General features: G+C 63.6%; 25 protein-coding genes. 12 read left to right on the forward strand and 13 right to left on the reverse strand.

Going from position 1 to position 24,869, the window contains the following annotated elements; all coding sequences use genetic code 11:
• Window positions 1-106 precede the first annotated feature (106 nt).
• On the reverse strand, window positions 107-706 hold the full coding sequence (locus ACIPY3_RS11975) for a helix-turn-helix domain-containing protein (protein WP_400334284.1): 600 nt from the start codon (window positions 704-706) through the stop codon (window positions 107-109).
• A 91-nt stretch (window positions 707-797) separates the two neighbouring features.
• Window positions 798-1,178 carry an Hpt domain-containing protein gene (locus tag ACIPY3_RS11980; RefSeq protein ID WP_400334287.1) on the reverse strand — a complete coding sequence of 127 codons (381 nt, stop codon included), beginning with the start codon at window positions 1,176-1,178 and terminating at the stop codon, window positions 798-800.
• Between the two features lie 205 nt (window positions 1,179-1,383).
• Between ACIPY3_RS11980 and ACIPY3_RS11985 the strand changes: the two genes are divergently transcribed.
• Complete coding sequence (locus ACIPY3_RS11985; protein WP_400334290.1) at window positions 1,384-1,542, forward strand: hypothetical protein; 159 nt, start codon at window positions 1,384-1,386, stop codon at window positions 1,540-1,542.
• Here the strand turns inward: ACIPY3_RS11985 and ACIPY3_RS11990 are convergent.
• From ACIPY3_RS11990 to bioB, 6 genes are all read right to left on the reverse strand, one after another.
• Complete coding sequence (locus ACIPY3_RS11990; protein WP_400334293.1) at window positions 1,512-1,973, reverse strand: very short patch repair endonuclease; 462 nt, start codon at window positions 1,971-1,973, stop codon at window positions 1,512-1,514. The two genes, ACIPY3_RS11985 and ACIPY3_RS11990, sit on opposite strands and share 31 nt — an antisense overlap.
• Before the next feature lie 143 nt (window positions 1,974-2,116).
• On the reverse strand, window positions 2,117-3,292 hold the full coding sequence (locus ACIPY3_RS11995) for a cytochrome P450 (RefSeq protein WP_400334296.1): 1,176 nt from the start codon (window positions 3,290-3,292) through the stop codon (window positions 2,117-2,119).
• A complete protein-coding gene (gene bioD, locus ACIPY3_RS12000; RefSeq protein WP_400334299.1) occupies window positions 3,289-3,972 on the reverse strand; it encodes a dethiobiotin synthase in 684 nt (227 codons plus the stop codon). The genes ACIPY3_RS11995 and bioD overlap by 4 nt, the downstream gene beginning before the upstream one ends.
• Window positions 3,969-5,099, reverse strand: coding sequence for an 8-amino-7-oxononanoate synthase (locus ACIPY3_RS12005; RefSeq protein ID WP_400334372.1), 1,131 nt, complete (start codon window positions 5,097-5,099; stop codon window positions 3,969-3,971). The genes bioD and ACIPY3_RS12005 overlap by 4 nt, the downstream gene beginning before the upstream one ends.
• Before the next feature lie 8 nt (window positions 5,100-5,107).
• Window positions 5,108-6,424 carry an adenosylmethionine--8-amino-7-oxononanoate transaminase gene (bioA, locus tag ACIPY3_RS12010; protein WP_400334302.1) on the reverse strand — a complete coding sequence of 439 codons (1,317 nt, stop codon included), beginning with the start codon at window positions 6,422-6,424 and terminating at the stop codon, window positions 5,108-5,110.
• Window positions 6,425-6,641: 217 nt separating this feature from the next.
• Window positions 6,642-7,667 carry a biotin synthase BioB gene (bioB, locus tag ACIPY3_RS12015; protein WP_400334304.1) on the reverse strand — a complete coding sequence of 342 codons (1,026 nt, stop codon included), beginning with the start codon at window positions 7,665-7,667 and terminating at the stop codon, window positions 6,642-6,644.
• 202 nt (window positions 7,668-7,869) lie between these two features.
• Between bioB and ACIPY3_RS12020 the strand changes: the two genes are divergently transcribed.
• On the forward strand, window positions 7,870-9,600 hold the full coding sequence (locus ACIPY3_RS12020; protein WP_400334307.1) for a purine-cytosine permease family protein: 1,731 nt from the start codon (window positions 7,870-7,872) through the stop codon (window positions 9,598-9,600).
• Window positions 9,601-9,671: 71 nt separating this feature from the next.
• Here ACIPY3_RS12020 and ACIPY3_RS12025 read toward each other — a convergent pair whose 3' ends face one another.
• From ACIPY3_RS12025 to ACIPY3_RS12045, 5 genes are all read right to left on the reverse strand, one after another.
• Window positions 9,672-9,971 carry a hypothetical protein gene (locus ACIPY3_RS12025; protein WP_400334310.1) on the reverse strand — a complete coding sequence of 100 codons (300 nt, stop codon included), beginning with the start codon at window positions 9,969-9,971 and terminating at the stop codon, window positions 9,672-9,674.
• 361 nt (window positions 9,972-10,332) lie between these two features.
• Entirely contained in the window at window positions 10,333-12,696 is a 2,364-nt protein-coding gene (locus tag ACIPY3_RS12030; protein ID WP_400334313.1) for a hypothetical protein, read from the reverse strand.
• Window positions 12,697-12,698: 2 nt separating this feature from the next.
• Window positions 12,699-13,070 (reverse strand): DUF6507 family protein, encoded by a 372-nt coding sequence (locus ACIPY3_RS12035; protein ID WP_400334316.1) that lies wholly within the window; start codon window positions 13,068-13,070, stop codon window positions 12,699-12,701.
• Between the two features lie 274 nt (window positions 13,071-13,344).
• On the reverse strand, window positions 13,345-13,530 hold the full coding sequence (locus ACIPY3_RS12040; RefSeq protein ID WP_397323006.1) for a CsbD family protein: 186 nt from the start codon (window positions 13,528-13,530) through the stop codon (window positions 13,345-13,347).
• Window positions 13,531-13,631: 101 nt separating this feature from the next.
• The gene (locus tag ACIPY3_RS12045) at window positions 13,632-14,807 is read right to left on the reverse strand and encodes a zinc-dependent alcohol dehydrogenase (RefSeq protein ID WP_400334374.1); all 1,176 of its coding nucleotides are present in this window, start codon (window positions 14,805-14,807) and stop codon (window positions 13,632-13,634) included.
• A gap of 315 nt (window positions 14,808-15,122) precedes the next feature.
• Here ACIPY3_RS12045 and ACIPY3_RS12050 point away from each other — a divergent pair, with 315 nt between their 5' ends.
• The 10 genes from ACIPY3_RS12050 to ACIPY3_RS12095 all read left to right on the forward strand — a co-directional run bounded on the left by ACIPY3_RS12050 (window position 15,123) and on the right by ACIPY3_RS12095 (window position 24,815).
• A complete protein-coding gene (locus ACIPY3_RS12050; RefSeq protein WP_400334320.1) occupies window positions 15,123-15,674 on the forward strand; it encodes a hypothetical protein in 552 nt (183 codons plus the stop codon).
• A gap of 26 nt (window positions 15,675-15,700) precedes the next feature.
• Entirely contained in the window at window positions 15,701-16,315 is a 615-nt protein-coding gene (locus ACIPY3_RS12055) for a phosphoheptose isomerase (protein WP_400334322.1), read from the forward strand.
• Window positions 16,316-16,414: 99 nt separating this feature from the next.
• Complete coding sequence (locus ACIPY3_RS12060; protein WP_400334323.1) at window positions 16,415-17,077, forward strand: hypothetical protein; 663 nt, start codon at window positions 16,415-16,417, stop codon at window positions 17,075-17,077.
• A 79-nt stretch (window positions 17,078-17,156) separates the two neighbouring features.
• Window positions 17,157-18,227 (forward strand): alkene reductase, encoded by a 1,071-nt coding sequence (locus tag ACIPY3_RS12065; RefSeq protein ID WP_400334325.1) that lies wholly within the window; start codon window positions 17,157-17,159, stop codon window positions 18,225-18,227.
• Window positions 18,228-18,457: 230 nt separating this feature from the next.
• Entirely contained in the window at window positions 18,458-19,156 is a 699-nt protein-coding gene (locus ACIPY3_RS12070) for a GntR family transcriptional regulator (RefSeq protein ID WP_400334327.1), read from the forward strand.
• Between the two features lie 669 nt (window positions 19,157-19,825).
• Window positions 19,826-20,827 carry a sugar phosphate isomerase/epimerase family protein gene (locus ACIPY3_RS12075; RefSeq protein ID WP_400334329.1) on the forward strand — a complete coding sequence of 334 codons (1,002 nt, stop codon included), beginning with the start codon at window positions 19,826-19,828 and terminating at the stop codon, window positions 20,825-20,827.
• A 5-nt stretch (window positions 20,828-20,832) separates the two neighbouring features.
• On the forward strand, window positions 20,833-22,575 hold the full coding sequence (gene dhaL / locus ACIPY3_RS12080) for a dihydroxyacetone kinase subunit DhaL (RefSeq protein ID WP_400334331.1): 1,743 nt from the start codon (window positions 20,833-20,835) through the stop codon (window positions 22,573-22,575).
• A gap of 2 nt (window positions 22,576-22,577) precedes the next feature.
• Window positions 22,578-23,060 (forward strand): ribose-5-phosphate isomerase, encoded by a 483-nt coding sequence (locus ACIPY3_RS12085; RefSeq protein ID WP_400334333.1) that lies wholly within the window; start codon window positions 22,578-22,580, stop codon window positions 23,058-23,060.
• A 2-nt stretch (window positions 23,061-23,062) separates the two neighbouring features.
• The gene (locus ACIPY3_RS12090; RefSeq protein ID WP_400334336.1) at window positions 23,063-24,031 is read left to right on the forward strand and encodes a 3-hydroxyacyl-CoA dehydrogenase family protein; all 969 of its coding nucleotides are present in this window, start codon (window positions 23,063-23,065) and stop codon (window positions 24,029-24,031) included.
• A gap of 19 nt (window positions 24,032-24,050) precedes the next feature.
• Complete coding sequence (locus ACIPY3_RS12095; RefSeq protein ID WP_400334337.1) at window positions 24,051-24,815, forward strand: SDR family NAD(P)-dependent oxidoreductase; 765 nt, start codon at window positions 24,051-24,053, stop codon at window positions 24,813-24,815.
• Window positions 24,816-24,869 lie beyond the last annotated feature (54 nt).

Genomic DNA, 24,869 nt, shown 5'->3' on the forward strand with positions numbered 1-24,869 from the left:
CGTTGAAGGAGGCGCCTGATGCGAAAGTGGCAAGGAGTGTCAGCGGCCACGGGATCGTGTCCGGACAGTTAAGGGAAAACGCTCGGGCCGCTCGGGAGCGGCGGCGTTACCACGCGTGTGGTGCGTTGACCCAGATGGCTACGCATACCTCTTCGTAGCTGTTCTTGTACCAGTGGGGGATTTCGGAGGAGTAGGTGATCGAGTCGCCCTCTTCAAGGCTGTAGCAGACGCCGTCCAAATAGACGTCCTTACGGCCGGAGATGATGTAGCAGAACTCTTCACCGCTGTGGGTAAAAGGTGTTGCGCTGGTGTCGTGCCCTGGGGGCGTACTGATCCATTGCGCTTCGATGCTTCCGTCCCGGTTGGGGGTGAGCAGTTCATGGACTGCCTCGCCCACGGATTCCCGGGTGACGTTTTTCAAGTTGCGTCGATCGGACCTGCGGACCAAGGGGGACCGGGATTCGTCCTGGCCAATGAAGAACCTCCCTACGGGGATGTCCAGTCCATGTGCCAGTTGGGCCAAGGTGGTGAAGGATGGGTTCGCCATGCCGCGTTCGATTTGGCTGACGATTGCTTGGCTGAGGCCGGTGATGTCCGAGAGTTGGGCGAGGGTCATGCCCTTTGCCTTGCGCATGGTGCGCACCTTGTTCCCTACAGTCGCCAGCAATTCGCTGGTGGCCGGTGGAGCAGGAGTCTCGGTGGTCATTGCCGCATCCTTCGTTGGTGAGCTAACTCACACAACTATAGTGAAGATTTTTAGCCAGTCAATGATTTCTTCTTCACTAACGTGAATTTTTTTAGGAAAGTGGTGATTCAAGCTGGCAGATCGTGCCAAAAACGAAGGCGTCAATCTCGTCCACCAAGGGGTTCAGTTGTCCCAGATGGTCGCCGTCGGGCAGCAGCTTCATGCTGATTTCGAGTTCCAGGGCCAGCCTTCGCAGGCAGACGGCTCCCACCATCTCGCTGGACGTCTTCAGGCTCAGTACCGCGTCCATGGCGTCTTCCAGGTCCAGGTTGTCCAGGGCATGGTGGAGCCGGGCTACCCTCCAGGGCAGCATTGCCACGTAGTTGCGGACAAAGGTGCTCACCAGGGAGTGGTCCCCGCCCAGCTCGGCTTGGAGTTCGGTGAGGACGGTGTGGTCCACCAACGAGTCTGTGCATTCGTCGTACTCGGACACCAAACTCCTCCCGCCTCCAGACAATGGATTCACGATTCAACAGTAGGACCGCCGGAACAACGCAAGTGCCGCAAAATCAAAGCTTGATCCAATCTTGAGCGGACCCAGAGGAAGTCTTGAGGGGACTGCCGGAAAGTGACAATCACCAGTCGAGTGATCGCGGACCAGGGGGATTCGGGGCATGGATTCAGGGAAGGAAAGCAGCATGGAAAGCAGTGTTCGGCCTTCGCCGGGACTGATGGTCATCATCGTCTTTTGCATGACCGTGCTGCTGGGAATTGGTGGCACGTCCGCCTTCGCGCTCTGGGAACAGTCCTCCCACGCCCAATCGGATCAGAGCGGCTCGGCGTCCTCGGCCCCGTAACCCTTCTCAAGGAAGTCCGTCAGTCTCTCCTCAAGCACTGACCGGTCCTTGAGTTCGCATTCCCACACCGTCAGGACTGCCCAGCCGGCGGCATGCAACTGCGCCCGTTGCTGCGAGTCGCGCTCGCGGGTGCGGGTCCGCTTGGCCTCCCAAAACTCAGCGTTCGCTGCCGGGGCATGAAGGCCCACCTTGCAATCGTGGAAATGCCAGAAGCACCCATTCACGAAAATCACTTTGCGGCGGCCCGCGAACACCAGGTCCGGACGACCCGGCAGCTTTCCCGCGCCAGCCTGTCCGTGGAGCCGGTAACGGTACCCCTTGGAATGCAGGAGGCTCCGGACCAGCAGCTCCGGTTTGGTGTCCTTGCCCCGGATCCTGGACATGTTGCGGCTGCGCTGTTCGGGCGTCAGCAGGTCCCGGCTTTGGCCCATGGCTCCACCATACCCAGGCGCGTTATCCGAGCGCATTACCCAGGCGCCCGCCCACCGTGCACCCAACTGGGTCGCATTTGTGCGCGTTTGAACGGTCAAAACGCGCACAAATGCGACCCAGTTGGGCAGGGGCGGGGCTGTGGCTAGTTGGGTGGGGCGGCTACCGTGACGGTCCGGGGTGCCTGGAAGGACAGGAGGCGCAACCACTCCGGGGCGGGTCCGTGCAGCCTGACCCGCTTGAGCGCCGAGGCAGTCTCTTCAACCACGACGGCGGCCTCAAGCTCCGCGAGTTTCGCACCGAGGCAGCGGTGGATGCCGGAGCCAAAAGCAAGGCCATAGGGTGTGGGGCCCGGCTGCCCGGGTACATCTCCGACGCCGGGAGGGTCGCCTGCCGGAGCCCATGGAAATCCGTGGTTCCCGGTCAGTTCAACCAGGATCTCCTGGCCCGCAGCAACGGGCTCGCCCTTGAGCTCCGTGTCCCGGACCGCGACCCGCCGCCACGTTGGAACGGATGACTCCGTGGCCAGGATATGCCGGACGAAGTCCCGGGCTTTGGCACCGGACGCTGCATCCTCCCAGTTCATGCCCCGCGACCCTTCCAGGAGCCGGAACAGTGCGGTGCTGATGAGTTGTGTGGTGGTCTCCTGCCCCGCGATCAGGAGGAAATATCCGAGCGAGCACACCTCCGGAACACTCAGGCCATGCTGTGCCAACGCCTTAAACAGGTTCACGCCGGGGGCCGCCACGGCTTCATGGACCAGTTCGCGCAACCAGGTGTAGAACCCGGCGGCGCTGTGCGCCAGTTCCACTTGCCGCACGGGCTCTGGCCAGCCCCAAAACAGCTCCAGCGAGTCCAGGCTCCAGGCCTTGAGCTGTGGAAGGTCCCGGACGGGCAACCCCAGCATCTCCATCATGACAATTGCAGGAGGGAACGCAGCAACCGACTGGACCAGATCCACGGTGCCCTTCGAAGCCAGGTCACTGCCTGCCCCTGCCACCGCATCGCGGGCCAAAGCGTGGATCCGTGGCTCCATCGCAGCTACTTTGGCCGGTGTGAAGAAGCCGGCCACCACCCGGCGGATACCGGCATGTGACGGGCCAGGGTTGCTGGCCAGGACAGGCGGAAGAGCGAACCGGGCCTTCTGCAAAATCCGAAGGGCTTGACCGCTCAGGGGAGTGACAGCCAGCAGCGCATTGGCCGGGCTGAAATCATCGGGCCGGTGCAGGACCTGGCGCACGGTATCCGGGTCCCGCACCACCTTGTAGGGACACTCGAGCACCGCGGGCTGAACCGAGGGCATGGCCACAGCCCCGCTCATACGGCGGCCCCCTCAAACCAAGAGGTTGCCCGTTGGCGAAACACGTCGGGCTCCAACGTCGCCGCGCCGTCATCGACGGCGCCCAGAAGAGGAACACGCCCCGAACCCAAGGCGGCCCTGTTGCCCCGTTCCACCAAACCCGGCGTGGCCGGCCACCGTCCCAGCACCACCCCGGAAACATGCAGGCCACGCCGCTCCAGGGCCTCGAGCGTCAAGGCGGTGTGGTTCAACGTGCCCAGCGAGGGCCGGGCTACCACGACGAAACCAGCCCGGCTGCCAAGGACAGAGCCCAACGCAGCCAAAGTGCCGCCGTCGTGATCCAACTCCACCAGCAAACCGCCGGCCCCTTCCACCAAGACGTAGTCGTGGCCGGACGCCAGGCTAAGGATGCGCTCGGCGTGTACCAGCAACGGCGGCAGTGCCACCCCCTCGATTTCGGAGGCAGGCACCGGCGCCATCGGTTCCTCCAACACAACGCCCGCCTCGGCCCGAAGGGGTCCCGCGAGCCGGAGCACTTCGGACATGTCCGAGTCGCCCACGTTGTTGCCGGTCTGGCACGGTTTGTAGACGGCCACAGCGTGCCCGTGTTGTTGCAAGGCTGCGGCGAGCGCCGCCGTCGTCATGGTTTTCCCAACCCCAGTGTCGGTACCGGTCACCAGGATGATGCGTGCAAGGGTCATGGGGTTTCCTCCAGGATGTGGCGCAGCACGGCGCACGCGTGGTCAAGGTGGTCCGGGGTGAGGCCCGCGTGGAAGGTCAGGCGCAGGCGGGAGGTCCCGTCCGGAACCGATGGTGGGCGGAAACAGCCAACGCGCACGCCCGCCACTGCCGCTGCCCGGCTTGCTGCGACGGCGGCTTCGGCTGAAGGCATGCGGAGGGTCTGCACGGCGCCCGCGGAAAGCTCCAGCTCCAGGTGCGCGGCGAGGCGTGCCGCGTTCCGGTGCACCGCGGCCGCGCGCCAAGGCTCCCGCCGGACAATCCCGACGGCGGCAAGCGCAGCCGCCGCTGCGGGCGGGGTCAGGGCGGTATCGAAAATGAAACTCCGCGAGCGATTGACCAGGTGCTCCCGAACCAAGGCTGAACCCAACACAACCCCTCCTTGGCTACCCAAAGCCTTCGAAAGCGTCGCCGTCACCACCACGTTCGGATGGCCGGCAAGGGCCGTCCCTGCGACGGAACCATGGCCCCTATGGGTGTCCGATCCGGCAACGCCCAGTCCGTGGGCGTCGTCCACCAACAGCACAGCGTCATGCTCCTCGGCCAGGCCCAGCAAGTCACCCAAGGGCGCGGCATCACCTCCCACGCTGTAGATGGATTCGACCACCACCAGCGCGCGTGGTTGCGTCCTGCCCTGGAGCAACGATCCCGCGTGGGAGGCGTCGTTGTGCCTGAACGTTGCCGTCTCCGAGCGGCTGAGCCTGAACCCGTCGATCATGGAGGCATGGCAGTGCTCATCCGCCACGATCAAGGTCCCCGGCCCGCCGAGGGACGTGATGATCCCCAGATTGGCCAGGTAGCCGGAGGAAAATACCAACGCCGCGTCTGCCCCCACCAAGCCTGCGAGTTCATGTTCGAGTTCCATGTGGAGTTCTGTAGTCCCGGCCACCAACCGCGACGACGTGGCACCCGTGCCCCACCGGGCAGCAGCTTCTCCTGCGGCCTCAGCCAGGCGTGGATCCGTGGCCAACCCAAGGTAGTCGTTGCCGGCCAGGTCCACCATCCCGTCCCGTGGGCCGCGCACTCCCGGCGTCCTGGTTAGCCCCCGGCGCTCGCGGACGGCGGCCTGCTGTTCCAGCCAATTGGTCATGGCGCGGCTCATGCGGCCACCCCTTCGCTTGCCTGAACGCCCTCCGCGGCCGCCACCATTCCCTCAGCGATGGACTGCACCTCGGCCGCAGAACTGATGTAGGGCGGCATGGCATAGATGAGGTTCCGGAAGGGGCGTACCCAGACGCCATGCTCGACGGCGGTCCGCGTCACCGCGGCGACGTCCACGGCGTCCCTCAGCTCGATGACCCCTACAGCGCCAATGGTACGAACGTCCGTGACGCCGTCGAGCTTCAACGCCGGGGTCAGCCCGGACGCGAGCCCGGCACCCACCCGGGCCACGTCAGCGCGCCATGCGCCATCCTGCAGCAACCGCAGGCTGGCGTTCGCCACGGCGCACGCCAAGGGGTTGGCCATGAACGTGGGCCCGTGCAGCAACGCACCCGCATCTCCACCGGACACAGCCTTCGCTACCTCCGCGGTGCACACGGTTGCGGCAAGCGTGAGGTAGCCGCCGGTGAGGGCCTTGCCGACGCACATGATGTCCGGAGTGACACCGGCGTGGTCGGCTGCGAAGAGCTCGCCGGTGCGTCCGAAACCCGTGGCGATTTCGTCGAGGATGAGCAGCAGTCCGTGGTGGTTCGCCACCTCGCGCAGGATCCGCACGCACTCAGCGGGATAGGCGAACATGCCGCCGGCGCCCTGCAGGAGGGGCTCCGCGATGATTGCGGCCAGCTCATCGGTGTGTTCGCTTGCCTGGCTTTCGACGTCGGCACGCCACTGTTCCATCGCGGCAGGTGTCGCGGTGGCTGCGGCCGGTGGACGTGGCGCGAAGACGTTCTTTGCCAGCAAGCCGGGAAACGCCGAATGCATGCCGTCCACTGGGTCGCAAACGCCCATGGCAGCGAAGGTGTCCCCGTGGTACCCACCCCTGATGGTCAGGAAGCGTCGGCGCTTCGGACGCCCCTTCGCCGTCTGGAATTGCACGGCCAGCTTCAGCGCCACCTCCACGGAGATGGACCCCGAATCAGCCAGGAACACCCGTTCGAGGTTTCCCGGCGTCATAGCTGCAAGCCGTTCCGCGAGTTCCACTGCTGGCTGGTGGGTCAGGCCGCCGAACATGACATGGCTGAAATGCTCCACTTGGCGGTGGGCGGCGGCGTCGAGTACGGGGTGCCGGTAGCCGTGGATCACCGACCACCACGAGGACATCGCGTCGAGCACCTCATGGATCCGTCCGTCCTCGTCCCGCAGCCGCAGCGCCACGCCGTCGGCCGCCTCCACGGCCCACAACGGCAGGGTCTCCGAGGCAGGGGCGTACGGGTGCCACAAGCTGGCTCGGTCCCGTTCGATGAGCGATCTCATGGGGTGCCCCTTCCGTGACGGGAACATTCGGCGGTCCAACCCAGCGGAGTGACCTGGACCTTCATGCGACGCCTGCACTGGGCGCAGTACCTGGGTGGCTCCATCACCAACTGCTGTTGGCAGCCGTGGTGGGCGGCCGACGTCGGACTCCCACCCTGGGTGGCTGTCTCGCCTGTAGCTTCGCCGCCGCAGTGTCCGCAGTAGCCGGCTTCGGCATTCACAGCGACTTCTGGAATTCCTTGATGGGCATGTTGAGTTCCACCAGGAGGTTGAGGTCCGCGGTGGCGGGGCGGCCCAGGGTGGTGAGGTAGTTCCCGACGATCACAGCATTGATGCCACCGAGCAAGCCGTCCCTGGTGCCGAGGTCTCCCAGGGTCAGTTCGCGGCCGCCGGCGTAGCGCAGGACGGTGCGCGGCATGGCCAGACGGAAGGCGGCGATGGCACGCAGGGCGTCCTTGCCGCCCATGATTCCTTGGTTTTCCAAGGGCGTTCCGGGGCGGGGGTTGAGGAAGTTCAAGGGGACCTCGTGGGGTTCCAGTGCAGCGAGCTGGGCCGCGAGTTCGGCCCTTTGGTGGAGCGTCTCGCCCATGCCGATCAGGGCACCGCAGCACAGCTCCATCCCGGCAGCCTTGACCATGGCGCAGGTTTCCAGGCGTTCCTCGTAGCTGTGTGTCGTGACGACCTCGGGGAAATAGCTTCGGGCCGTTTCGAGGTTGTGGTTGTAGCGGTGGACGCCCCACTCCTTGAGCTGGTCCACCTGCCGCTGGGTGAGCATGCCCAGCGAGCAAGCGATGTTGATGTCCACTTCTTCGTTGATGCGGTCGATCGCGAACTTGATCTGGTTCATCAGCTTGATGTCCGGACCACGGACGGCGGCCACGATGCAGAATTCGGTGGCACCAGTCGCAGCCGTTTCTTTCGCGGCCTTGACCAGTTCCGGGATGTCCAGCCACACGCCGCGGACGGGGGAGTCGAACAGTCCGGACTGGCTGCAGAAGTGGCAGTCCTCGGGGCAGCCGCCGGTCTTGATGGAGATGATGCCCTCAACCTCCACGTCCTCGCCGCAATGCTTGAGCCGGACCTCGTGCGCCAATTGCAGCGCGCCAGGGATCGCTTCGTCCGGGAGTTGGAGGATCTCCACAAGTTGGGCTTCGGTGAGGCCTTCGCCGCGATCCAGGACCTGCTCCCTTGCGAGGTCAAGAATGGCGTAAGCAGTGGTTTCTTGGGTTGAATCGGTGGTCATGCAGTAGACGGTATCCGCGCCGCGGAACAGCGATTTTGTGGGGTGCTCACAAACCGGCAGGGCCCATTTTGGACGGCTTCTGCGAACTCAAGGCGTGACGCTAGGTGCAGAAGTTACAGCCGTGAAACATGCTTGTGACTGATTTGACGCGCTGCGTGACTAGCGTCGTGGGCGAACCACCGGCCAAGGAAAGTGATGACGCATGAGTGACGATGTGACCAGTACCCGGACACTGGAGCCGACGACGGCGGCGAGTACCGCCGTCGTAAGCGGCGCCCCCATCGCGGCAGCGGCAGGCAACGCCGACGCGATGAGCGCGGCCAAGGAAAGCCTGGAGGACTACACCCTTCGTTTTGCCCCGCGGTCCTACCGGAAATGGAGTGCCGGTGTGGTGGCGACGAGTGCCTTGGGCGGAATCGCCTACTTGGCCGATTTCTCCATTGGCGCCAACATCGGCATCGCCTACGGCACGGTGAATGCCATCCTCGGCATTATCGTGGCAGCGGTCATCATCTTCGCTACCGGTTTCCCGCTGGCCTATTACGCCGCCCGGTACAACATCGACCTGGACCTCATCACCCGCGGTTCGGGCTTCGGCTACTACGGATCCGTGGTCACGAACGTTATCTTCGCGACGTTCACGTTCATCTTCTTCGCCCTGGAAGGCTCCATCATGGCGCAGGGACTGGAGCTCGGCCTGGGTGTTCCGCAGTGGTTGGGCTACGCGGTTTCAACCATCATCATCATTCCCTTGGTGATCTACGGGATGAAGACACTGGCCACGCTGCAGGTCTGGACCACCCCACTGTGGCTGCTCCTGATGGTGGTCCCCGTGGGGTACCTGGTCATCTCCCACCCGGAAAGCATCGACTCCTTCTTCGCCTACACAGGTGAATCAGGTGACGGCGGACCCAACCTGGCCTCCGTGATGCTGGCCGCGGGTGTCTGCCTCTCGCTCATGGCCCAGATCGCCGAGCAGATCGACTACCTCCGTTTCATGCCACCCAAGACCGCTGAAAACAAGGGCGCCTGGTGGCGTGCTGTGATCCTCGCCGGCCCGGGCTGGGTCCTGTTCGGTGCCATCAAGCAGATCGTTGGCCTGTTCATCGCGATCTACCTCATCGCCACGCTCGATCCCGCCGCCTCCGTCCACGCCAACGAACCCGTGCACCAGTTCCTTGGCGTGTACCAGGAGATGATGCCTGCTTGGCTGGCCATGACACTGGCCGTGGTGCTGGTGGTCATCTCCCAGATCAAGATCAACGTCACCAACGCCTACTCCGGCTCGCTCGCTTGGACGAATTCCTTCACCCGGATCACCAAGACCTACCCGGGCCGCATGGTCTTCGTGGTGGTCAACCTGGTCATTGCCCTGATCCTGATGGAGTCCAACATGTTCGACTTCCTCAACACCATCCTGGGGTTCTATGCCAACTGCGCCATGGCCTGGGTGGTCACGGTGGCCTCGGACATCACCATCAACAAGTACCTCCTGAAGATTTCGCCCAAGGTTCCGGAATTCCGCCGCGGCATGCTCTACGCCATCAACCCGGTGGGCTTCGTGTCCATGCTGGTCTCGGCAGGGGTGTCCATCGCAGTGTTCTTCGGAGCCTTTGGTTCTGCCGTGCAGCCGTACTCGCCGATCTTCGCAGTGCTCCTGGCGCTCGTGTTGCCGCCGGTCCTGGCCCTGTGGACCCGGGGACGCTGCTACCTTCGCCGGATCGACGACGGCATTGATCTCCCCATGTTCGACGCCGACGGCAACCCCAGCGATGCCAAACTCCTTTGCCATGTCACCGGCCTCGAGTTCGAGCGCCCGGATATGCTGCGGTCGGCCCAGGACGGGCCCGACGGCGAACCCCAGTACATCTCGTCCCTCGCCTTGTCCACGGACAAGTCAGGCACATTGGTGCTGCCGGCGTCGGAGCGCTAACTGTCCGTACCCGGTGCCGAGATGCAGCGGAGCGCGTTGTGGGGCATCACAGCGCGCTCTGTTTTTTCGCTCTACTTGTTGAAGAGCTTCTTGGCTAATTTCGCGAGGCGACCGGGTTCTTTCGAGGGGTCGATGATGGTGGGTTCCACTGTCAGGTCGGTTCCGCGCTCTGTGACCGGGCGGCGTCGGTTCTTCCAGTCGACCGAGTTGAACCGGGGGTTGTAGACGGGTGGGGTGATCCCTTCGGCGCGGAAGATGTCCCACATCCAGGGCGGGATGTTGTCGACGGTGCGGGGGTAAAAGAGCAACTGTCGTGCCCAAGCGGCGGCGCTGGAGGGGTAGCCCCCTGGGAACCAGCTTCCATCAGACATTCGATCGAGGTGCTCTTCGTCGAAGAAATCCACATGTCCCGGCCTGTCAGGGTAAACGTGGACCTCAGCAGTGGTCCACGTTCCGCACCCCGGCAGGTAACTTCGAATCCTGCATTCTGTCAACCAGTCCTCAACCAATCTCCCGGCATACTGGGCATGATCGAGGCGAGGTACGATTTGGCCACTCCTGTACATGCGGCCACGTCGGAAGGTGCTTGACGTTCGGTGGACAAGGACGTCAACAAGCTCATCGGAGCCGATTGCAAAGCCACGTGGCCCGAAAGCCTCCTCGCGAAGCCTTGCAAGACCTTGGCGGATCCATGGGTCTTGGTTCAGATCCAATTTTTCCATTTGATGAAGCCTACTCACTTGTCTTGAGATTATTGAACCGGGCAGTTGTTCGATCCATACCGTCGAATGAGAACCATAGGTCGGTTGACGCCGGGACTGCCTCACTGTCGGATCGGTTCAGCACCATTTCCCATCTGAGATCAACGGGCTCGCCATTCATGAGGTCGTTCTTGACCTTGTTGATCACGTCCATTTCGACTTCGTGGAAGTTGTGGTCATCGTTGGGTTTGCCCGCTGCACGGTTTTGCCACTGGTGTTGCGGGAAAAGACCGGCTTTCTCTCCGATGAAACCGAGGGCGGACGGGCTGGCGTGGCCGCCGTCGTAGCCTGGCCCGCCGAGCCTGCCGGCCTTCCATTGTTGGTAGCCGTTCCGGTTCGAATTCCCTACGAGGGTGGAGACGACGTGGCCCTTGGCGGAGGCGAGGTGGGCGTACTGGTCCATGACGAGGGTGAACGTGTTCCGCAGGCCGCCGTCCACTTCGGCGATGACGTTGTAGGTCACGTTGGGCATGGGTTTGTTCAGCTCCGGCGACCACGCACCCCTTACACCTGCGTACGTGTCCACGCGAGTGACTTGTCCGGTTTCGTCGGTGTAGTACTTCTCAAGGGAGGGTACGTCGACGTTTCCCTCGCTGCCCTTCATGACGCGCCGGTTCTCGACGATGTACTCGGTGTTGGGCTTGAGGTTGGTTCGGGCGGCGAAGTTCTCCTTGCGGTGGATCGGGAAGCTGGGGTCACCGTGCCGCAGCGTCACAGTGTCGGTCACGTGCCCGGGTTTGGGGAACCTGGTCTCCATCGCCGAGGCAAATGACGGCCGCGGGGTGTCCGGTTCTGCGCGGTGGGACGGCGTGAAAGCGGGCGGGTTGTCCTCCCGGATCTTTGCGGCTTTGGCCTCGAGCCCGTCGGCGAGACCGGTGTGGGTGTGGGTGAGGGTCCCATGGGCATCGGGAAACGCGGCCTTGGGCAGGACGGCGTCTGCGGCCCGTACTCCGTCTGCAAGTTTGGTGAGGGCCTCGGCAGTGGCACGTTTGGCACCGGTGACGAGTTCGCCTGCTGCCGTCGGAACAGCTCCAGCAAACTTCCAGGCACCGACGCTGGCTCTGGTCAACGCGGCTTGGACCTTCGCGGTGGTGGCGGGGGCGAGGATGTCCGAAACCTTCAACGCCAGGGAGCCTGGCTTGGCCAGGAAGTCCCCGGCGGTGAGAAGGATATGGGAGCTCGCGGCGAGCCTGGCGGCCAACGCCGCGTACTTGCCACTCTCCATGGCCGCTACGGACATCCGTACGGCGAGTGCCCCCGCCTTGCTGAAGACCGTTCCTGATTTGATGAGTGCCCCGGCGCCGTAACCCACGGAAGCACTGGCCACCGTGAACATGTTTTGGCCAGCGGCCCAGTTCGGATTGGTGGCGTGCTCGTTGGTGTGGATCAGGGCCGGTCCGAGGGATCCGAGCAGTTCCTCGGCCTGGGCCACCTCCTCGGCGTGTTCCTTCCGGAAGCCCTCGTTTACTTTGGCCCAATTAACAGTTAGAGCAGCACTGGCCAGAGCGCCGACGCCACCCCAAGCCAGCTCGGATTTAGTGTCGTTTCCGGTCCCCACGAATGACCACACGCCGTCCACCAGCTCAATCGCGCCGGCGCCAAAGCCCTGAATGAACCCCAGAGCGTCGTATGGCCGGTACGGCACCGTCGCCCGGCCCCACGGCGGTTCCGGCTCGGGGTGGTCCACGCCAAGTGTGGTCCCGGCGTCGTACAGGATCTCATCCACCACGCTGCCCGACCGCAGATCGACGTGTGGCAGCGCGCTGGCGGTGTAGACCGTGCCGCCGGACACCTCGGCCAGGGACGCGGCGCAGGTATTTTGCGCCGTCAGGTATTCCTCATGGATTGACTTGATGTCAGCGGCGAGCCGGGCGCGCCTGTCGCTGAGGTCCGCGTCGCCGTTCCATGTGCGGTGCTCGGTGATGGTGATCTCGTCATCCTTGAGCCGGTGGGTGACCTCAACGCTGGTGGGATAGACCGAGATGTCCGCATCCAAGGTGTGTACAGCCCGGCCATACGCCTCCAAACGAAGCTTCAAGTCCCGGCAGGTGGTGGAGAACGTCTCCAGGGCCTTTGCCGAGGCTGTCGCTGTGCTTTGGACGCGCTGCGCGGTTGGGGTCAGATGGTCAAAGGCCGCCAGTACGGTCGCCGAGTCATCGGTCTTGTACGAGGTGGAGAGCTGCCGCCACAGCGCGGTGGTAGTACAGAAATCCGTCAGGAAATCATCAGCGTGCTGCCGCAATGAACGTGCTCCGGCATCCAGGTCGTCAACATCGGGCAACGCAAAACCACCCGAAGGATTTAATCCGGACGACGTCTCAGGGAAGGCACTCATCCCTAACCCCGCAAGGGCAGGGCGGGGCCACCATGGACCGGTGACGGGTCGGGGGCCTCCACCTGGGCAGCGCTGCGCTGGGCGACGGCTGCCATGTCCAGGTCACCTTGCCGGTAGAAAGCCAGGGCCTTCGCCGTGGAGGTGATGATGGTCTCTGACCGGCTGGCCACCTCGGTGGCAGCAGGCGTGAGTTTCAGTTCCACCACGTCATTGAGTGCATTCAGGACCGTCGCAGCCTCCGGTGGGATCGCCTCCGCCGTTTTTTGCAGTGCCTTACCCATCCCGGCAACTGATGGTTGCGTCGTCTCAATCTGTGACGCAGCGGCCGTCAGCGTAGTGGTTGCAGCAGCCAAGTCGATATCCCAAACACCCATCAAGAGCCCCCAACAGCCTCGAACCATCACCCACCGCGAACCTGATGGGTGGCGAAGACCGGAATTGGTCACACGGTCGGGGTCATTGTGAGCACACGAAAATCGGTCTAGGTGGCAAAAAATGGCTTCCCTAGACCGAAACAGGGGAAATTAGGTGCTGATATTCAAAAATTAGGTGGAAGAGAAAATCATCTAGGTGGTGAACTTCCTGGTTGCGCGCACGAAAAAGGACGCCTTGGCCGGTGGGCCAAAGCGTCCTTTTCCCTCATGCGGGTTACTTGTCGAAGGCGTCCTTGGCGGCGTCCTTGACGTTTTCGCCGGCCTGCTTGGCCTTCGCGGCGGCCTGGTCGGCTACACCCTCAGCCTGCAGTTTCTCGTTGTTGGTGGCGTCACCCAGGGCTTCCTTTGCCTTGCCGGTGACTTCCTGGGCCTTGTTGCTGATCTTGTCTCCGAGTCCCATGAGGGCCCCCTTCCGGATAGTCGAACGCTGACAATCGCTAGATTACCTAGCAATTCTGTAAGTTTGCTGAGTATCCGCTGCGGTCTTCCGGAGCGTTGGCATCAGGGCTTGAGGACTACCTTGATGCAGCCGTCTTCCTTCTTCTGGAACTTCTCGTAGAGCTCCGGAGCCTCCTCCAGACCACCGGTGTGGGTGACCAAATGCATGACTGCCAGCGGATCGGCGTCGTCCTCCACCAGGGGGAGCAGCTGGTCGGTCCACCGGGGCACATTGCACTGCCCCATACGGAGTTGTATTTGCTTGTCGAACATCGTCATCATTGGCATCGGGTCCGCTTGCCCGCCGTAGACGCCGCTGAGCGAGATGGTCCCACCGCGGCGCACCAGATCGACGGCGGTGTGCAAGGCGGCCAGCCGGTCCACGCTGATGGTCTCCATGGCCACCTGTGCCGGCTTGTCGGGAAGCAGCGAAACCGCTTTGTGGAGGAACGACGCCACAGGGGAGCCATGCGCTTCCATGCCTACCGCGTCCACGACGGAATCAGGTCCTCGGCCAAGCGTTGTGTCCCGGATCATTTCCGAGACGTCAGGGCTGTAGTCCATCGTCTCCACGCCATGTTCTTCGGCCATCGCCCGACGTTCGGGGACAGGGTCCACGCCAATGACCCGGAAGCCCTGGTGCTTGCCAATCCTGGCAGCGAACTGTCCAACCGGCCCCAACCCCAGAACGGCGAGCGTACCGCCGTCGGGGACGCTGGCGTAGTCGACGGCCTGCCACGCGGTGGGCAAAATGTCTGAAAGGAACAGGTACCGCTCATCGGGCAGGTCGGAGTCCACCTTGACGGGGCCGTAGTCGCCGAAGGGAACCCGTAGGTACTGTGCCTGTCCGCCGGGAACGGAACCATACAGCTCGGAGTAGCCAAAGAGTGCTGCCCCGGAATGCTTTTCCTTGACCTGCGTGGTTTCACACTGCGACTGCAGGCCCTGGTTGCACATGTAGCAGCGGCCGCAGGAGATATTGAACGGGACCACCACACGGTCGCCCTTTTTCAGCCTGTGGACTTCGGACCCCACTTCTTCCACAATGCCCATGGGCTCGTGCCCTATGACGTCGCCCTTGTGCATGAAAGGCCCGAGGACCTCGTAGAGGTGCAGGTCCGAGCCGCAAATCGCTGTTGAGGTAATCCGAACGATCACATCCGTGGGTTCCTGGATGGTTGGATCCGGTACGTCAACGACGCCCACTGAGCGTCGTCCCTGCCATGTCACTGCTTTCATCATTGATCTCCCTGCTCTTGCCTGGAGTAGTCCCGCGCTGCAGGAGACCTTCCCAGCGAATCAGAGTCCCGGCCCGGGCACAAGGGACCCGGACTCCGGGACAAGCTGCCGCCCGCCCGCATTAGTAAGCAGCCTGATGAAAAGTGTTAAGATGGTGGAAGGTACAAACATTTGTCGGACAGTGAAGACCGGGGAGTGAATGCATGGCGATTGGAAGCGGGGCCGGCGGGGTACACCGCGATCACGGCGGCGACCGCGCACAGCGTGGGCCAGGAGCGGCGCCCAAGAAAGCCGTTCACCAAGGAGGCAATCCACATGGATACCGGGCAATTGGTTCTGATTATCGTAGTGGCCGTCATCGTCATAGCCGCGGTGATTATCGCGGTGGTGGTTGGTCGGCGGAAAAAGACTGAAGCGAACCGCCGTCGAGCAGTCGATCTGCGCGAAAAAGCGGATCAGGAAGCCGTAGGTGCCCACCAGGCCAAAGTCGAGTCCGCCCAGGCGGAAGCGGCTGCCGTGCAGGCTGAAGCGGAAGCGAACCGGCTCCGCCGCGAAGCCGAGCGTCATTCGGCGCAAGCCAAGGAAGCCAGTGAGCGGGTGGACGAACACTTGCGCCACGCGGACAAAGTAGACCCTGATGTGCGCACCACCAAGGACGGGACGCGAACTTCGGAGCAGGCCCGCACCGACGATGACGTCAGGGCGCAAGTGGCTGAGCCCCAGGGGCAGAGGCTGACCCGGGATCGTACCGGCCGCAACGCCGGGATCCCTGACGGAACGAGGCATGACGGAAATGTAGCTGAGGGCACGACCCGCGAAGAATCCGTGCGCGAAAGGCCTTTACGGGACGGCGATAGGAACGCATAGTTTCTAGGAAGAGACGGAGGAAGAAAGTGAGCATCGTGGTAAGGCGGACAGGGCAGGCGATGCGCTCGACGGAAGTCAAGCCAAACAGGCATTCGGTTGATGTGGTCCTCGGCCACTTGGGCGAAATTGGCCCGGCTGTTGCTGCCCTGCGGCGGGAATCATCGAGGCTGGCGGAGTGGGGCGAGGAATTGGCCCGGGTAAAACTCCGCGGCGGCAGGATCTTCGCGGCGGGAAGCAAAGGGTCCGCCCACGAAGCCGACCGGTTCACCATTGAGTTGGCCGTGCATGATTCCCGCAACGGAGGCGACGGCTCGGCTTTCACCACCATCACTGCCCGCAAGGATGGTGAGGGTGGGTCCATTGGTGCTCAGCTCACGGAACACGTCCGTAAAGGCGACATCGTGGTGCTGTTCGCCTCCGGTGGCATCGCCGATGACCTCCGCGACGCCGCAGCCGCCGCCAAGACCGCCGGGGCCAAAGTGTGGGCACTGACAGGCAAGGAGTCCAAGGACCTGGGGCAGTTGGTCAGCGAGCCCATCTGCGTCAACACGGACCCGCCCCACGCCGAAGAAGCGCACCTGGTGGCCGTCCTGACGCTCTGCGAGTGCTTCGATGAATCGATACGGGAGCTAACCAAGTAAAGCAAACTGGCTGGCACGTCTGCTGGTCCCTTCCTTCCGGGGATCCTGGACGGGTGTCCTTGCGCGGTGTGGCTCCGTCCCTGTGGCACCCTGAACCTCGTGAAGAACACTGTTTTGACCTACTTTGTCTTGATGGCGCTGGTCGGGATGGTAACCCTCAGCGTGTTGGGGGCGTCCATGGTGCAAAAGAACGACGGCCGGGGTCTGGTCGTCTTGGCGCTGGTTGTGGGCGGGTTGTTACTGACGTTTATCTACGGGCTCACGGCGGACCGCAGAGGCCGCGCTCAACGGGCGTCAGCGAGCAGACCGCCGCGCTACAAAACTGTCACTGTTTCCAGCTCTGCGGAGTTTCCGCACCCGCCTTCGGCGGTGTGGGCGCTGATCCGTCCCGCCGAGTCGGCACTATCGCTGACCGACGGCGTGTATCACGCCGTCTCCGTCCCTCCCCTTCCCGATGGACCCGGGGAGTTGCAGTGCTTCTTCCATCGCAACGGCAACATAGGGGCCATTGAAGTTGTCCAAGAGATTCCAGAACAGTTGGCTGTTACGCGCCCCGTGTTGCCCGCTGGAGATGTGCAAACCCAAACGACGTATCGACTCGAAATTGCACCTCGGGGAGCGAAGTTGACTGTCGAGAGTGAGTTCGAGGTGCCTGAGCCCGCGGTGATGAATGAAGACATGTGTCGTCAGTATTGGGACAAGCATTTCGGTGAGATACGGGTCCTCTTGGATCGACAGGCCGTCATAGAGCGCGGGCTGTGATCTGCGCCTCATCTGGAATAGTTGCAGACGCCGCACAGTTGGGCAGAGTGAACCTGATTCATTCTGAAAGGAACTGCGCATGCTGTTTTCTCCACTGGCACTCGGTGAGCTCGAACTTCCCAACCGACTGGTCATGGCGCCCCTGACCCGCCTGCGCGCGGGCCTGGAAGGCGTTCCGAACGACCTCATCGCCGAGCACTACCGCCAGCGCGCTTCCCTTGGCCTGATCGTCAGCGAAGGCACCTATCCCACGCCTGCCGGCCAGTCCTACACGGGCCAGCCCGGCCTCGTCACCGAACAGCAGATCGCGGGCTGGAAGAAGGTCACGGACGCCGTCCACGCCGACGGTGGCAGGATCTTCGCCCAGGTAATGCACGGTGGCCGCGTTTCGCACGCTGACATCACCGGTGGTCACGAAATCGTCGGACCCAGCGCCGTTGCCATCGAAGGTGAACTCCGCACCCCGAAGGGCAAGCAGGCGTATCCGGTTCCGCGCGAACTGCGCACCGACGAGCTCCCCGCCGTGATTCAGGAAATCGTCGCAGCTTCCCGCAACGCCATTGAGGCAGGGTTCGACGGTGTGGAACTGCACTCCGCCAACGGCTACCTGCTGCATGAGTTCCTGGCTCCGAACTCGAACGTCCGCACTGACAGCTACGGTGGGTCGCCGGAAAACCGTGCACGCTTCGTCATCGAAACCGTCAATGCAGTGGTGGAAGCGCTTGGCGCGAACCGCGTTGGCATCCGGATTTCGCCGGAACACAACGTGCAGGGCATCGCGGAAGTGGACGCTGCGGACGTGCGCGCCACGTACGAGGTCCTGGTGGACACCATCGCGCCCCTGAACCTCGCGTACCTCAGCATCCTGCACCACGATCCCAAGGGGTCTTTGGTGCAGGACCTCCGCGAGCGTTTCAACGGAACCTTCCTGGTGAACACCGGCTTCAGCGCAATCACCACGCGTGATGAGGCAACCGCACTGATCGATAACGGTCTCGCCGACGGTGTGGTTGTTGGTCGTCCCGCCATCGCCAACCCGGACCTCGCACGCCGCTGGCGCGAAGGCCTTCCCGTCAACGAACCGAACGCGGCCACGTTCTACGCTGACGGCGCAGAGGGCTACACGGACTACCCGTTCTACGCCAACTAAAGCGCAAAGCACCCCAGCAGGATCCCGACGCCGGCACTCACCCGAGTGCCGGCGTCGAACCTTAACCGGTGCGAACCCAACTGGGTCGCATTTGTGCGCGTTTTGAACGCTCAAAACGCGCACAAATGCGACTCAGTTGGGGGGGAGTGTGGGCGGAATGTGACGGCAAAATGGTGGGCGCTTTTGGGGATGTTGGAGGGTTGTGGAGGGCGTTCCTATAGGATTTGGGCATGCCTGAAGCTTCCCCGAGCTCTGTCCGTACCGGCTTTGCCGTGAGCCGCCAAGTCCTGGCCGACCATGTATATGAGGCCCTCCTTGAATGGCTCATGGACGGTCGGCTGGAGCCCGGCGCGGCCGTGAGTATCGATGGTATGGCCCGGGAACTTGAGGTCTCGCCCACTCCGGTGCGCGAGGCGCTGGCCAGGTTGGAGCACACCGGTATGGTCCGGCGTGTGGCGCTCAAGGGTTATCGCGTCGCTCCGGTGTTCACCCGGGAAGATTTCGCCGAGCTCATGGAAGCGCGTCTATCGATCGAGCCGGTCAATGCGCGGTTGGCGTGTACAAGGATGACGCCGGAAGGACTGGATGCGCTGAGGCAGGCAGTGGAGGATCTGAAGACGGCGCCGCGGGGTGGCACGTTCGCGGAGTACCGCAGCTACCTCGAAGCCGATGAGCGCTTCCACCAACTCATCGCGGCCCAAGCCAACAACCAGTTCCTTCTCGCCGCCTACAACACCCTGGGTGGGCAGATTCAACGCTTCCGCCTGTTCGGGGGAGTGGGCATCACGGACGCCGAGCAGGCCATCGCAGAACATCAGGCCGTCCTCGATGCCATGCTGGGCGGCGATCCAGAGCAAGCCGCCCAAGCGATGGTCCACCATGTTGAGCAGGTCCGCGGCCGGGCAATCGCCGACGCTCCCCAGGGCTGATCCCCTCCCCAGGGCGGACCACCGCCAGGGCGGACCACCGCCGAAAGAACACTTGTGCGTGCGCCCGTTCGTGTTTGGTGCGCCTGTGCTGCGTGGGTAGCGCACCCGTTCGCGCCTGATGCGCCTGTGCTTACGGGTGCGGTTGGCGGCAAGTGGTGCGCCCCGCCCGTTAGCCCTTTCAGCGCACCCGTTCGCGCCTGGTGCTCCTGTGCTGCGTGGGTAGCGCACCCGTTCGCGCCTGGTGCTCCTGAGCTTACGGGTGCGGTTGGCGGTAAGTGGTGCCCCGCCCGTCAGCCCTTTCAACGCGCCCGTTCGCGCCTGGTGCTCCTGTGCTGCGTGGGTAGCGCACCCGTTCGCGCCTCGTGCTCCTGTGGTTACGGGTGCGGTTGGCGGTAAGTGGTGCCCCGCCCGTCAGCCCTTTCAACGCACCCGTTCGCGCCTGGTGCTCCTGTGCTGCGTGGGTAGCGCACCCGTTCGCGCCTCGTGCTCCTGTGGTTACGGGTGCGGTTGGCGGCAAGTGGTGCGCCCGCCCGTCAGCCCTCCCCGTGATCCCCTTCACAATCATATGTAAGACATATAGGATCTAGGAAGTTTCCAGAACAGGGTTGACAGCTTTGCTTCATTCGTAAATCCTATAGGAAACAGGATTCCACAAAGGAGTGATCACACATGGCGTACACCGCCGAAAATTGGCCCATCACCGCGGCCCTCCTCCAGTTCCCGGGCACTGACGCTTCCGGCCTGCAGGTCAACGACGCCGACGTTTCCGTCTGGGCCGACGTCCTCCAGGAAGTGAAGGACGCAGGTTTCGCCAATGCGGACCTCACTGACAGCTGGGTCCGTCCCGGCGACCTCAGCAAGGAACGCCTTGCCGAGTTCAAGCAGACCGCCGACGAGGTTGGCATCGGAGTCCCCGTCATCTCGGCCATCCGCCGCAGCGTCATCCATGAAACAGAGTGGGCCGAGAACCTCGCCTACAGCCACCGCACCATTGACGCCGCCGCGGAACTCGGCTGCGAAGTTGTCTCCTTCGGCCTGCACCAGGCCATCACCCCCGAACAGCAGAAGCAGCTGTGGTTCTGGACGGTAGAGGGTTACAAGGACCCCGTCGGTGACAAGGAAGCGTGGAACAACGCAGTGTCCCGCATCCGCGAACTCGGAGAGCACGCCGCTGAGGCAGGCATCCTGGTCTCCCTGGAAATGTACGAGGATACCTTCCTCGGCACCGGCGATTCCTCCGTCCAGTTGGTCCAGGACATCGGGCTGGACAACGTTGGCCTCAACCCGGACCTGGGCAACCTGATCCGCCTGCACCGACCCATCGAGGACTGGCGCGAACTGGTCCACAAGACCCTCCCTTACTCCAACTACTGGCACATGAAGAACTACGTTCGGGATGAAGACGTCGCCCGCGACAGCTACATCACCATGCCGGCGCCCATGGAAAGCGGTCTCATCAACTACCGCGAAGCCTTCAAGTTCGCGCTGTCCGTCGGTTTCCAGGGCATCCTCTGCACCGAGCACTACGGGGGAGACGGTCTCAGCGTCACCGCGAGCAACCAGGACTACCTGCGCCGCCACGTCCTGCCCAAGAAGGACAGCTATGCACTGGGCCAGAGCAAGGTGGCCCAAGGTCGCCAGCCCGCGTCCACGCAGTTCGCCGGGGTCTAGGAACCATGACGCAGATTTTCGACAACCCGGCAGACTTCGCCGATGAAGCACTGGACGGCTTCGTTGCGGCCAACCGCAACTACGTGGCCCGCGTTGACGGTGGAGTGGTCCGCTCCACCGAGGTTCCCACAGGACAGGTATCGCTCGTGATCGGCGGCGGTTCGGGACACTACCCGGCCTTCGCCGGCTTGGTTGGTCCGGGCCTCGCAACGGGTTCCGCCTGCGGCAACATGTTTGCCTCCCCGGCTGCCGGCCAGGTCTACCGCGTAGCCAAGGCTGCGAATGCCGGCGGCGGTGTGCTGCTGAGCTACGGCAACTACGCCGGCGACGTCCTCCACTTTGGCCAGGCCCAGCTGCGGCTCAACGCCGAAGGCATCGAGACCCGCACCGTCCTCGTCACGGATGACATCGCAAGCGCACCCATCGATCAGGTCGAGAAGCGTCGGGGCATCGCCGGTGACCTCACCGTTTTCAAGATCGCAGGAGCCGCTGCCGAAGCGGGACTGGACCTTGACGACGTCGAGCGTTTGGCCATCAAGACCAACCACCGCACGCGGTCCCTCGGTGTCGCGTTCGACGGTTGCACCCTGCCCGGGGCCAAGGAACCGCTGTTCCATGTGCCCGCCGGGCAGATGTCCCTGGGGCTGGGAATCCATGGCGAACCGGGAATTTCCGAGCACCCCATGCCTACGGCTTCCGAGCTTGCCGAGCTCCTGGTGGCCAGGCTCCTCGCGGACAAGCCCGAGGACGCAGGGGACCGGCTAGTTGCGATCGTCAACGGCTTGGGCACGGTCAAATACGATGAGCTCTTCCTGCTCTTCGGCAAGATCGAAAAGCTCCTGACCGCGGCGGGACTTACGGTCGTTGAGCCCGAATGCGGTGAATTGGTGACCAGCCTGGACATGTCCGGGTTGTCGCTGACGCTGTTGTGGTTGGACGAGGAACTCGAGCAGTATTGGTCCGCGCCGGCCGACACTCCCGCCTTCCGCAAGGGAAGCATGGCGCCTCGCGCGCTCCGCACCTCGGCAGTGACGGACGACGCCGAAACCTCCGAGGTGGAACAGCCCACCCCGGCGGCGGCTGAACTCGGGCGGCAGGCCGTGGCGGTCCTCGCGCAGGTGCGGGACGTCGTCGTCGAGCATGAAGAAGAGCTCGGCAAGCTGGACGCGATCGCCGGCGACGGCGACCATGGTATCGGCATGCGCCGCGGCGTGGAGGCGGCTGCGGCCGCCAGCGAGGCGGCCTCCGGTTCCTCTGTGGCCCGCGTCCTCCTCGCGGCTGGCGAGGCCTGGAGCGAAAAGGCCGGCGGTACTTCCGGTGCCCTGTGGGGTTCGGCCGTCATCGCTGCAGGGCAGGCGCTCGGGAACCGTGACTCGTACACAGACGCCGATGCCCGCGCGGCGGTCACAGCCTTTACCAACGCCATCACCGAACTCGGCAAGGCAGACGCAGGGGACAAGACCATGGTGGACGCCCTCCTGCCGTTCCGGGACGCGTTCCTCGCAGAGCTCGACGGCGGCGCACCCGTCGACCGGGCACTGGCACTCGCCGCTGCGGCAGCCCAGTCCGCTGCCGCGGCAACCGCCGAGCTGCGCCCGTTGAAGGGCCGGGCACGTCCCCTGGCGGAAAAGAGCCTCGGCCACCCGGACCCCGGTGCCGTCTCGTTCGGACTGATCGCAGCACGCATCTCGCAATTCCTCGATACACAACTGGCCGCTGCCTCTGCGCCGGCCGGGGACGGAGCATGAGCATGACCGACACCCAAGGCTGGCGAATCGTCGTCGGCAATGATGAAGCAGGCGTTGAGTATAAGAACGCCCTCAAGGCCCTGCTCGAAGCCGACCCGCGCGTGGCTTCCGTGACCGACGTCGGCGTTGGCGCCAACGATTCCACCGCGTACCCGCACGTGGCCGTGGACGCAGCCCGCAAGGTGGCCGAAGGCGAAGCGGACCGCGCTTTGTTGATCTGCGGAACGGGCCTCGGAGTAGCCATCGCGGCCAACAAGGTCCCCGGAATCCGCGCTGTCACGGCGCACGATGCATACTCCGTCGAACGCTCCGTGCTAAGCAACAACGCCCAGATCCTCACCCTCGGTCAGCGGGTGATTGGCTTGGAACTGGCCAAGAAACTCGTGGGCGAATGGCTCGGCCACCGCTTCGACGAGAACTCCGCCTCCGCCGCCAAGGTGGATGCCATCTGCTCCTACGAACCCGACTACACGAAGGCGGTCTGATCATGACCTCAACGCAAACCCAAGCCCGGAAGATCGCCGTCGTGGGTTCCGGCTACATGGGCGGCGGCATCGCCCAGGTGCTGGCGCTCGGTGGGGCCCGCGTGGCCCTCGCGGACGTGTCCGCCGAAGTTGCCCAGAAGAACTACGACCGCCTTCTGGAAGAGTCGGATCAGTTCAGCGCAGACGGCCTGTTCCCTGAAGGCTCCACGGAGGTCCTCAAGCAGAACCTGTGGGCAGCCAAGGACATCGAAGAAGCCGTTGCAGACGCCGATTTCATCGAAGAAGCAGTCCCGGAAGTCCTCGAGATCAAGCACCAGACCTTGGCCCGGATCAGCGCCGCAGCCAAGCCGGATGCCTTGATCGGCTCCAACACGTCCACCATCTCCATCGCGGCTCTGGCGGAGGCAGTCACCCACCCTGAGCGCTTCCTGGGCGTGCACTTCTCCAACCCTTCGCCGTTCATCCCGGGCGTCGAGGTCATCCCGCACGCAGGTACGTCCGTGGAAACGGTGTCCGCATCGCGTGACCTCGTGCACGCGGCGGGCAAGCAGACCGCCGTGGTGAAGGACGTCACCGGCTTCGTGCTCAACCGCCTGCAGTACGCGCTGTTTCACGAGGCGGCACAGTTGGTGGAACAGGGGATCGCAACAGCGGACGACGTCGACACCCTGGTCCGTACGACGTTCGGCTTCCGCTTGCCCTTCTTTGGGCCGTTCGCGATCGCCGATATGGCCGGTTTGGACGTCTACAACTTCTGCTACAAGTCGCTGCAGACCGGGTTCCCGGAGCGCTTCGCGACGCCGAAGATCCTTTCCGACCTGGTGGAAGCAGGCAAGCTCGGCACCAAGACCGGAGCCGGCTTCCTCAACGTTCCCGCCGAACGGACTCCCGAACTCATCGCCTACCGGAACAAGGCGTACGTGGCCATGCAGAAGCTCATTGAAGAGCTTGGCCCGGCACCGATCAACTGACACTTTTAGGAGATACGACATGACTTTCCCCGCATCACGCACAGCCGTCGTTACCGGTGCTGTCTCCGAGCGTGGCATTGGCCGCGCCACGGTCAACTACCTCGCAGCCCAGGGGTGGAACATCGGCATCATCGACCTTGACGACGCCGCCTGCAAGGCCGCCGCCAAGGAAATCGCCGCTGAATACGGTGTCCAGGCCCACGGAGTCGGCGCCAACGTTTCAAGCGAAGCCGAAGTCCGTGCGGCCATCGACGAGCTTGAAGCCGAACTGCCGCAGATCGTGGCACTGGCCAACGTGGCAGGCGTCAGCTCGCCCATCGGCTACCTGGAACTCGAGCCCGCCGAATGGGACCGCGTCCTGAGCATCAACCTCAACGGCGTTCACTTCGCCACGCGCCGCGTGGCCGAGTCCATGGTAAAGAACCGGATTGGCCGCATCGTGAACATCTCGTCCGTCTCGGCCCAGCGTGGCGGCGGCACGTTTTCCAAGACCCCGTACTCCGTGGCCAAGGCAGGCGTCATTGGCCTGACCCGCGCCACGGCACGCGAGCTGGGTGAATACGACATCACTGTCAACGCGATCTCGCCGGGCCCGATCGATACCGACATCATGGGCGGAACCCTCAGCGACGAGCGCAAGGACGAGTTGGTCAAGGACCTCGTGGTCAACCGCGTCGGATCCACCCGCGACATCGCAGCAGCCATCGCCTTCCTCATCAGCGAGGACGCCGGGTACATCTCCGGCCAGACGCTGAATGTGGATGGCGGGCTCTACATGCACTAGGCCCTTTCATGCGGACCTGGACTCGTGAACGCAAGATCTACCTCGCCGTAGGCA

It is taken from the genome of Paenarthrobacter sp. NPDC089714, assembly GCF_044748905.1.
Lineage (GTDB): Bacteria > Actinomycetota > Actinomycetes > Actinomycetales > Micrococcaceae > Arthrobacter.

Coding starts and splice junctions, on each gene's coding strand:
- ACIPY3_RS11975 (WP_400334284.1), bottom strand. CDS start 706: ATGACCACCGAGACTCCTGCTCCACCGGCCACCAGCGAATTGCTGGCG.
- ACIPY3_RS11985 (WP_400334290.1), top strand. CDS start 1,384: ATGGAAAGCAGTGTTCGGCCTTCGCCGGGACTGATGGTCATCATCGTC.
- ACIPY3_RS11990 (WP_400334293.1), bottom strand. CDS start 1,973: ATGGGCCAAAGCCGGGACCTGCTGACGCCCGAACAGCGCAGCCGCAAC.
- ACIPY3_RS11995 (WP_400334296.1), bottom strand. CDS start 3,292: ATGAGCGGGGCTGTGGCCATGCCCTCGGTTCAGCCCGCGGTGCTCGAG.
- bioD (WP_400334299.1), bottom strand. CDS start 3,972: ATGACCCTTGCACGCATCATCCTGGTGACCGGTACCGACACTGGGGTT.
- ACIPY3_RS12005 (WP_400334372.1), bottom strand. CDS start 5,099: ATGACCAATTGGCTGGAACAGCAGGCCGCCGTCCGCGAGCGCCGGGGG.
- bioA (WP_400334302.1), bottom strand. CDS start 6,424: ATGAGATCGCTCATCGAACGGGACCGAGCCAGCTTGTGGCACCCGTAC.
- bioB (WP_400334304.1), bottom strand. CDS start 7,667: ATGACCACCGATTCAACCCAAGAAACCACTGCTTACGCCATTCTTGAC.
- ACIPY3_RS12020 (WP_400334307.1), top strand. CDS start 7,870: ATGAGTGACGATGTGACCAGTACCCGGACACTGGAGCCGACGACGGCG.
- ACIPY3_RS12025 (WP_400334310.1), bottom strand. CDS start 9,971: ATGTCTGATGGAAGCTGGTTCCCAGGGGGCTACCCCTCCAGCGCCGCC.
- ACIPY3_RS12030 (WP_400334313.1), bottom strand. CDS start 12,696: ATGAGTGCCTTCCCTGAGACGTCGTCCGGATTAAATCCTTCGGGTGGT.
- ACIPY3_RS12035 (WP_400334316.1), bottom strand. CDS start 13,070: ATGGGTGTTTGGGATATCGACTTGGCTGCTGCAACCACTACGCTGACG.
- ACIPY3_RS12040 (WP_397323006.1), bottom strand. CDS start 13,530: ATGGGACTCGGAGACAAGATCAGCAACAAGGCCCAGGAAGTCACCGGC.
- ACIPY3_RS12045 (WP_400334374.1), bottom strand. CDS start 14,807: ATGAAAGCAGTGACATGGCAGGGACGACGCTCAGTGGGCGTCGTTGAC.
- ACIPY3_RS12050 (WP_400334320.1), top strand. CDS start 15,123: ATGGATACCGGGCAATTGGTTCTGATTATCGTAGTGGCCGTCATCGTC.
- ACIPY3_RS12065 (WP_400334325.1), top strand. CDS start 17,157: ATGCTGTTTTCTCCACTGGCACTCGGTGAGCTCGAACTTCCCAACCGA.
- ACIPY3_RS12070 (WP_400334327.1), top strand. CDS start 18,458: ATGCCTGAAGCTTCCCCGAGCTCTGTCCGTACCGGCTTTGCCGTGAGC.
- ACIPY3_RS12075 (WP_400334329.1), top strand. CDS start 19,826: ATGGCGTACACCGCCGAAAATTGGCCCATCACCGCGGCCCTCCTCCAG.
- dhaL (WP_400334331.1), top strand. CDS start 20,833: ATGACGCAGATTTTCGACAACCCGGCAGACTTCGCCGATGAAGCACTG.
- ACIPY3_RS12085 (WP_400334333.1), top strand. CDS start 22,578: ATGACCGACACCCAAGGCTGGCGAATCGTCGTCGGCAATGATGAAGCA.
- ACIPY3_RS12090 (WP_400334336.1), top strand. CDS start 23,063: ATGACCTCAACGCAAACCCAAGCCCGGAAGATCGCCGTCGTGGGTTCC.
- ACIPY3_RS12095 (WP_400334337.1), top strand. CDS start 24,051: ATGACTTTCCCCGCATCACGCACAGCCGTCGTTACCGGTGCTGTCTCC.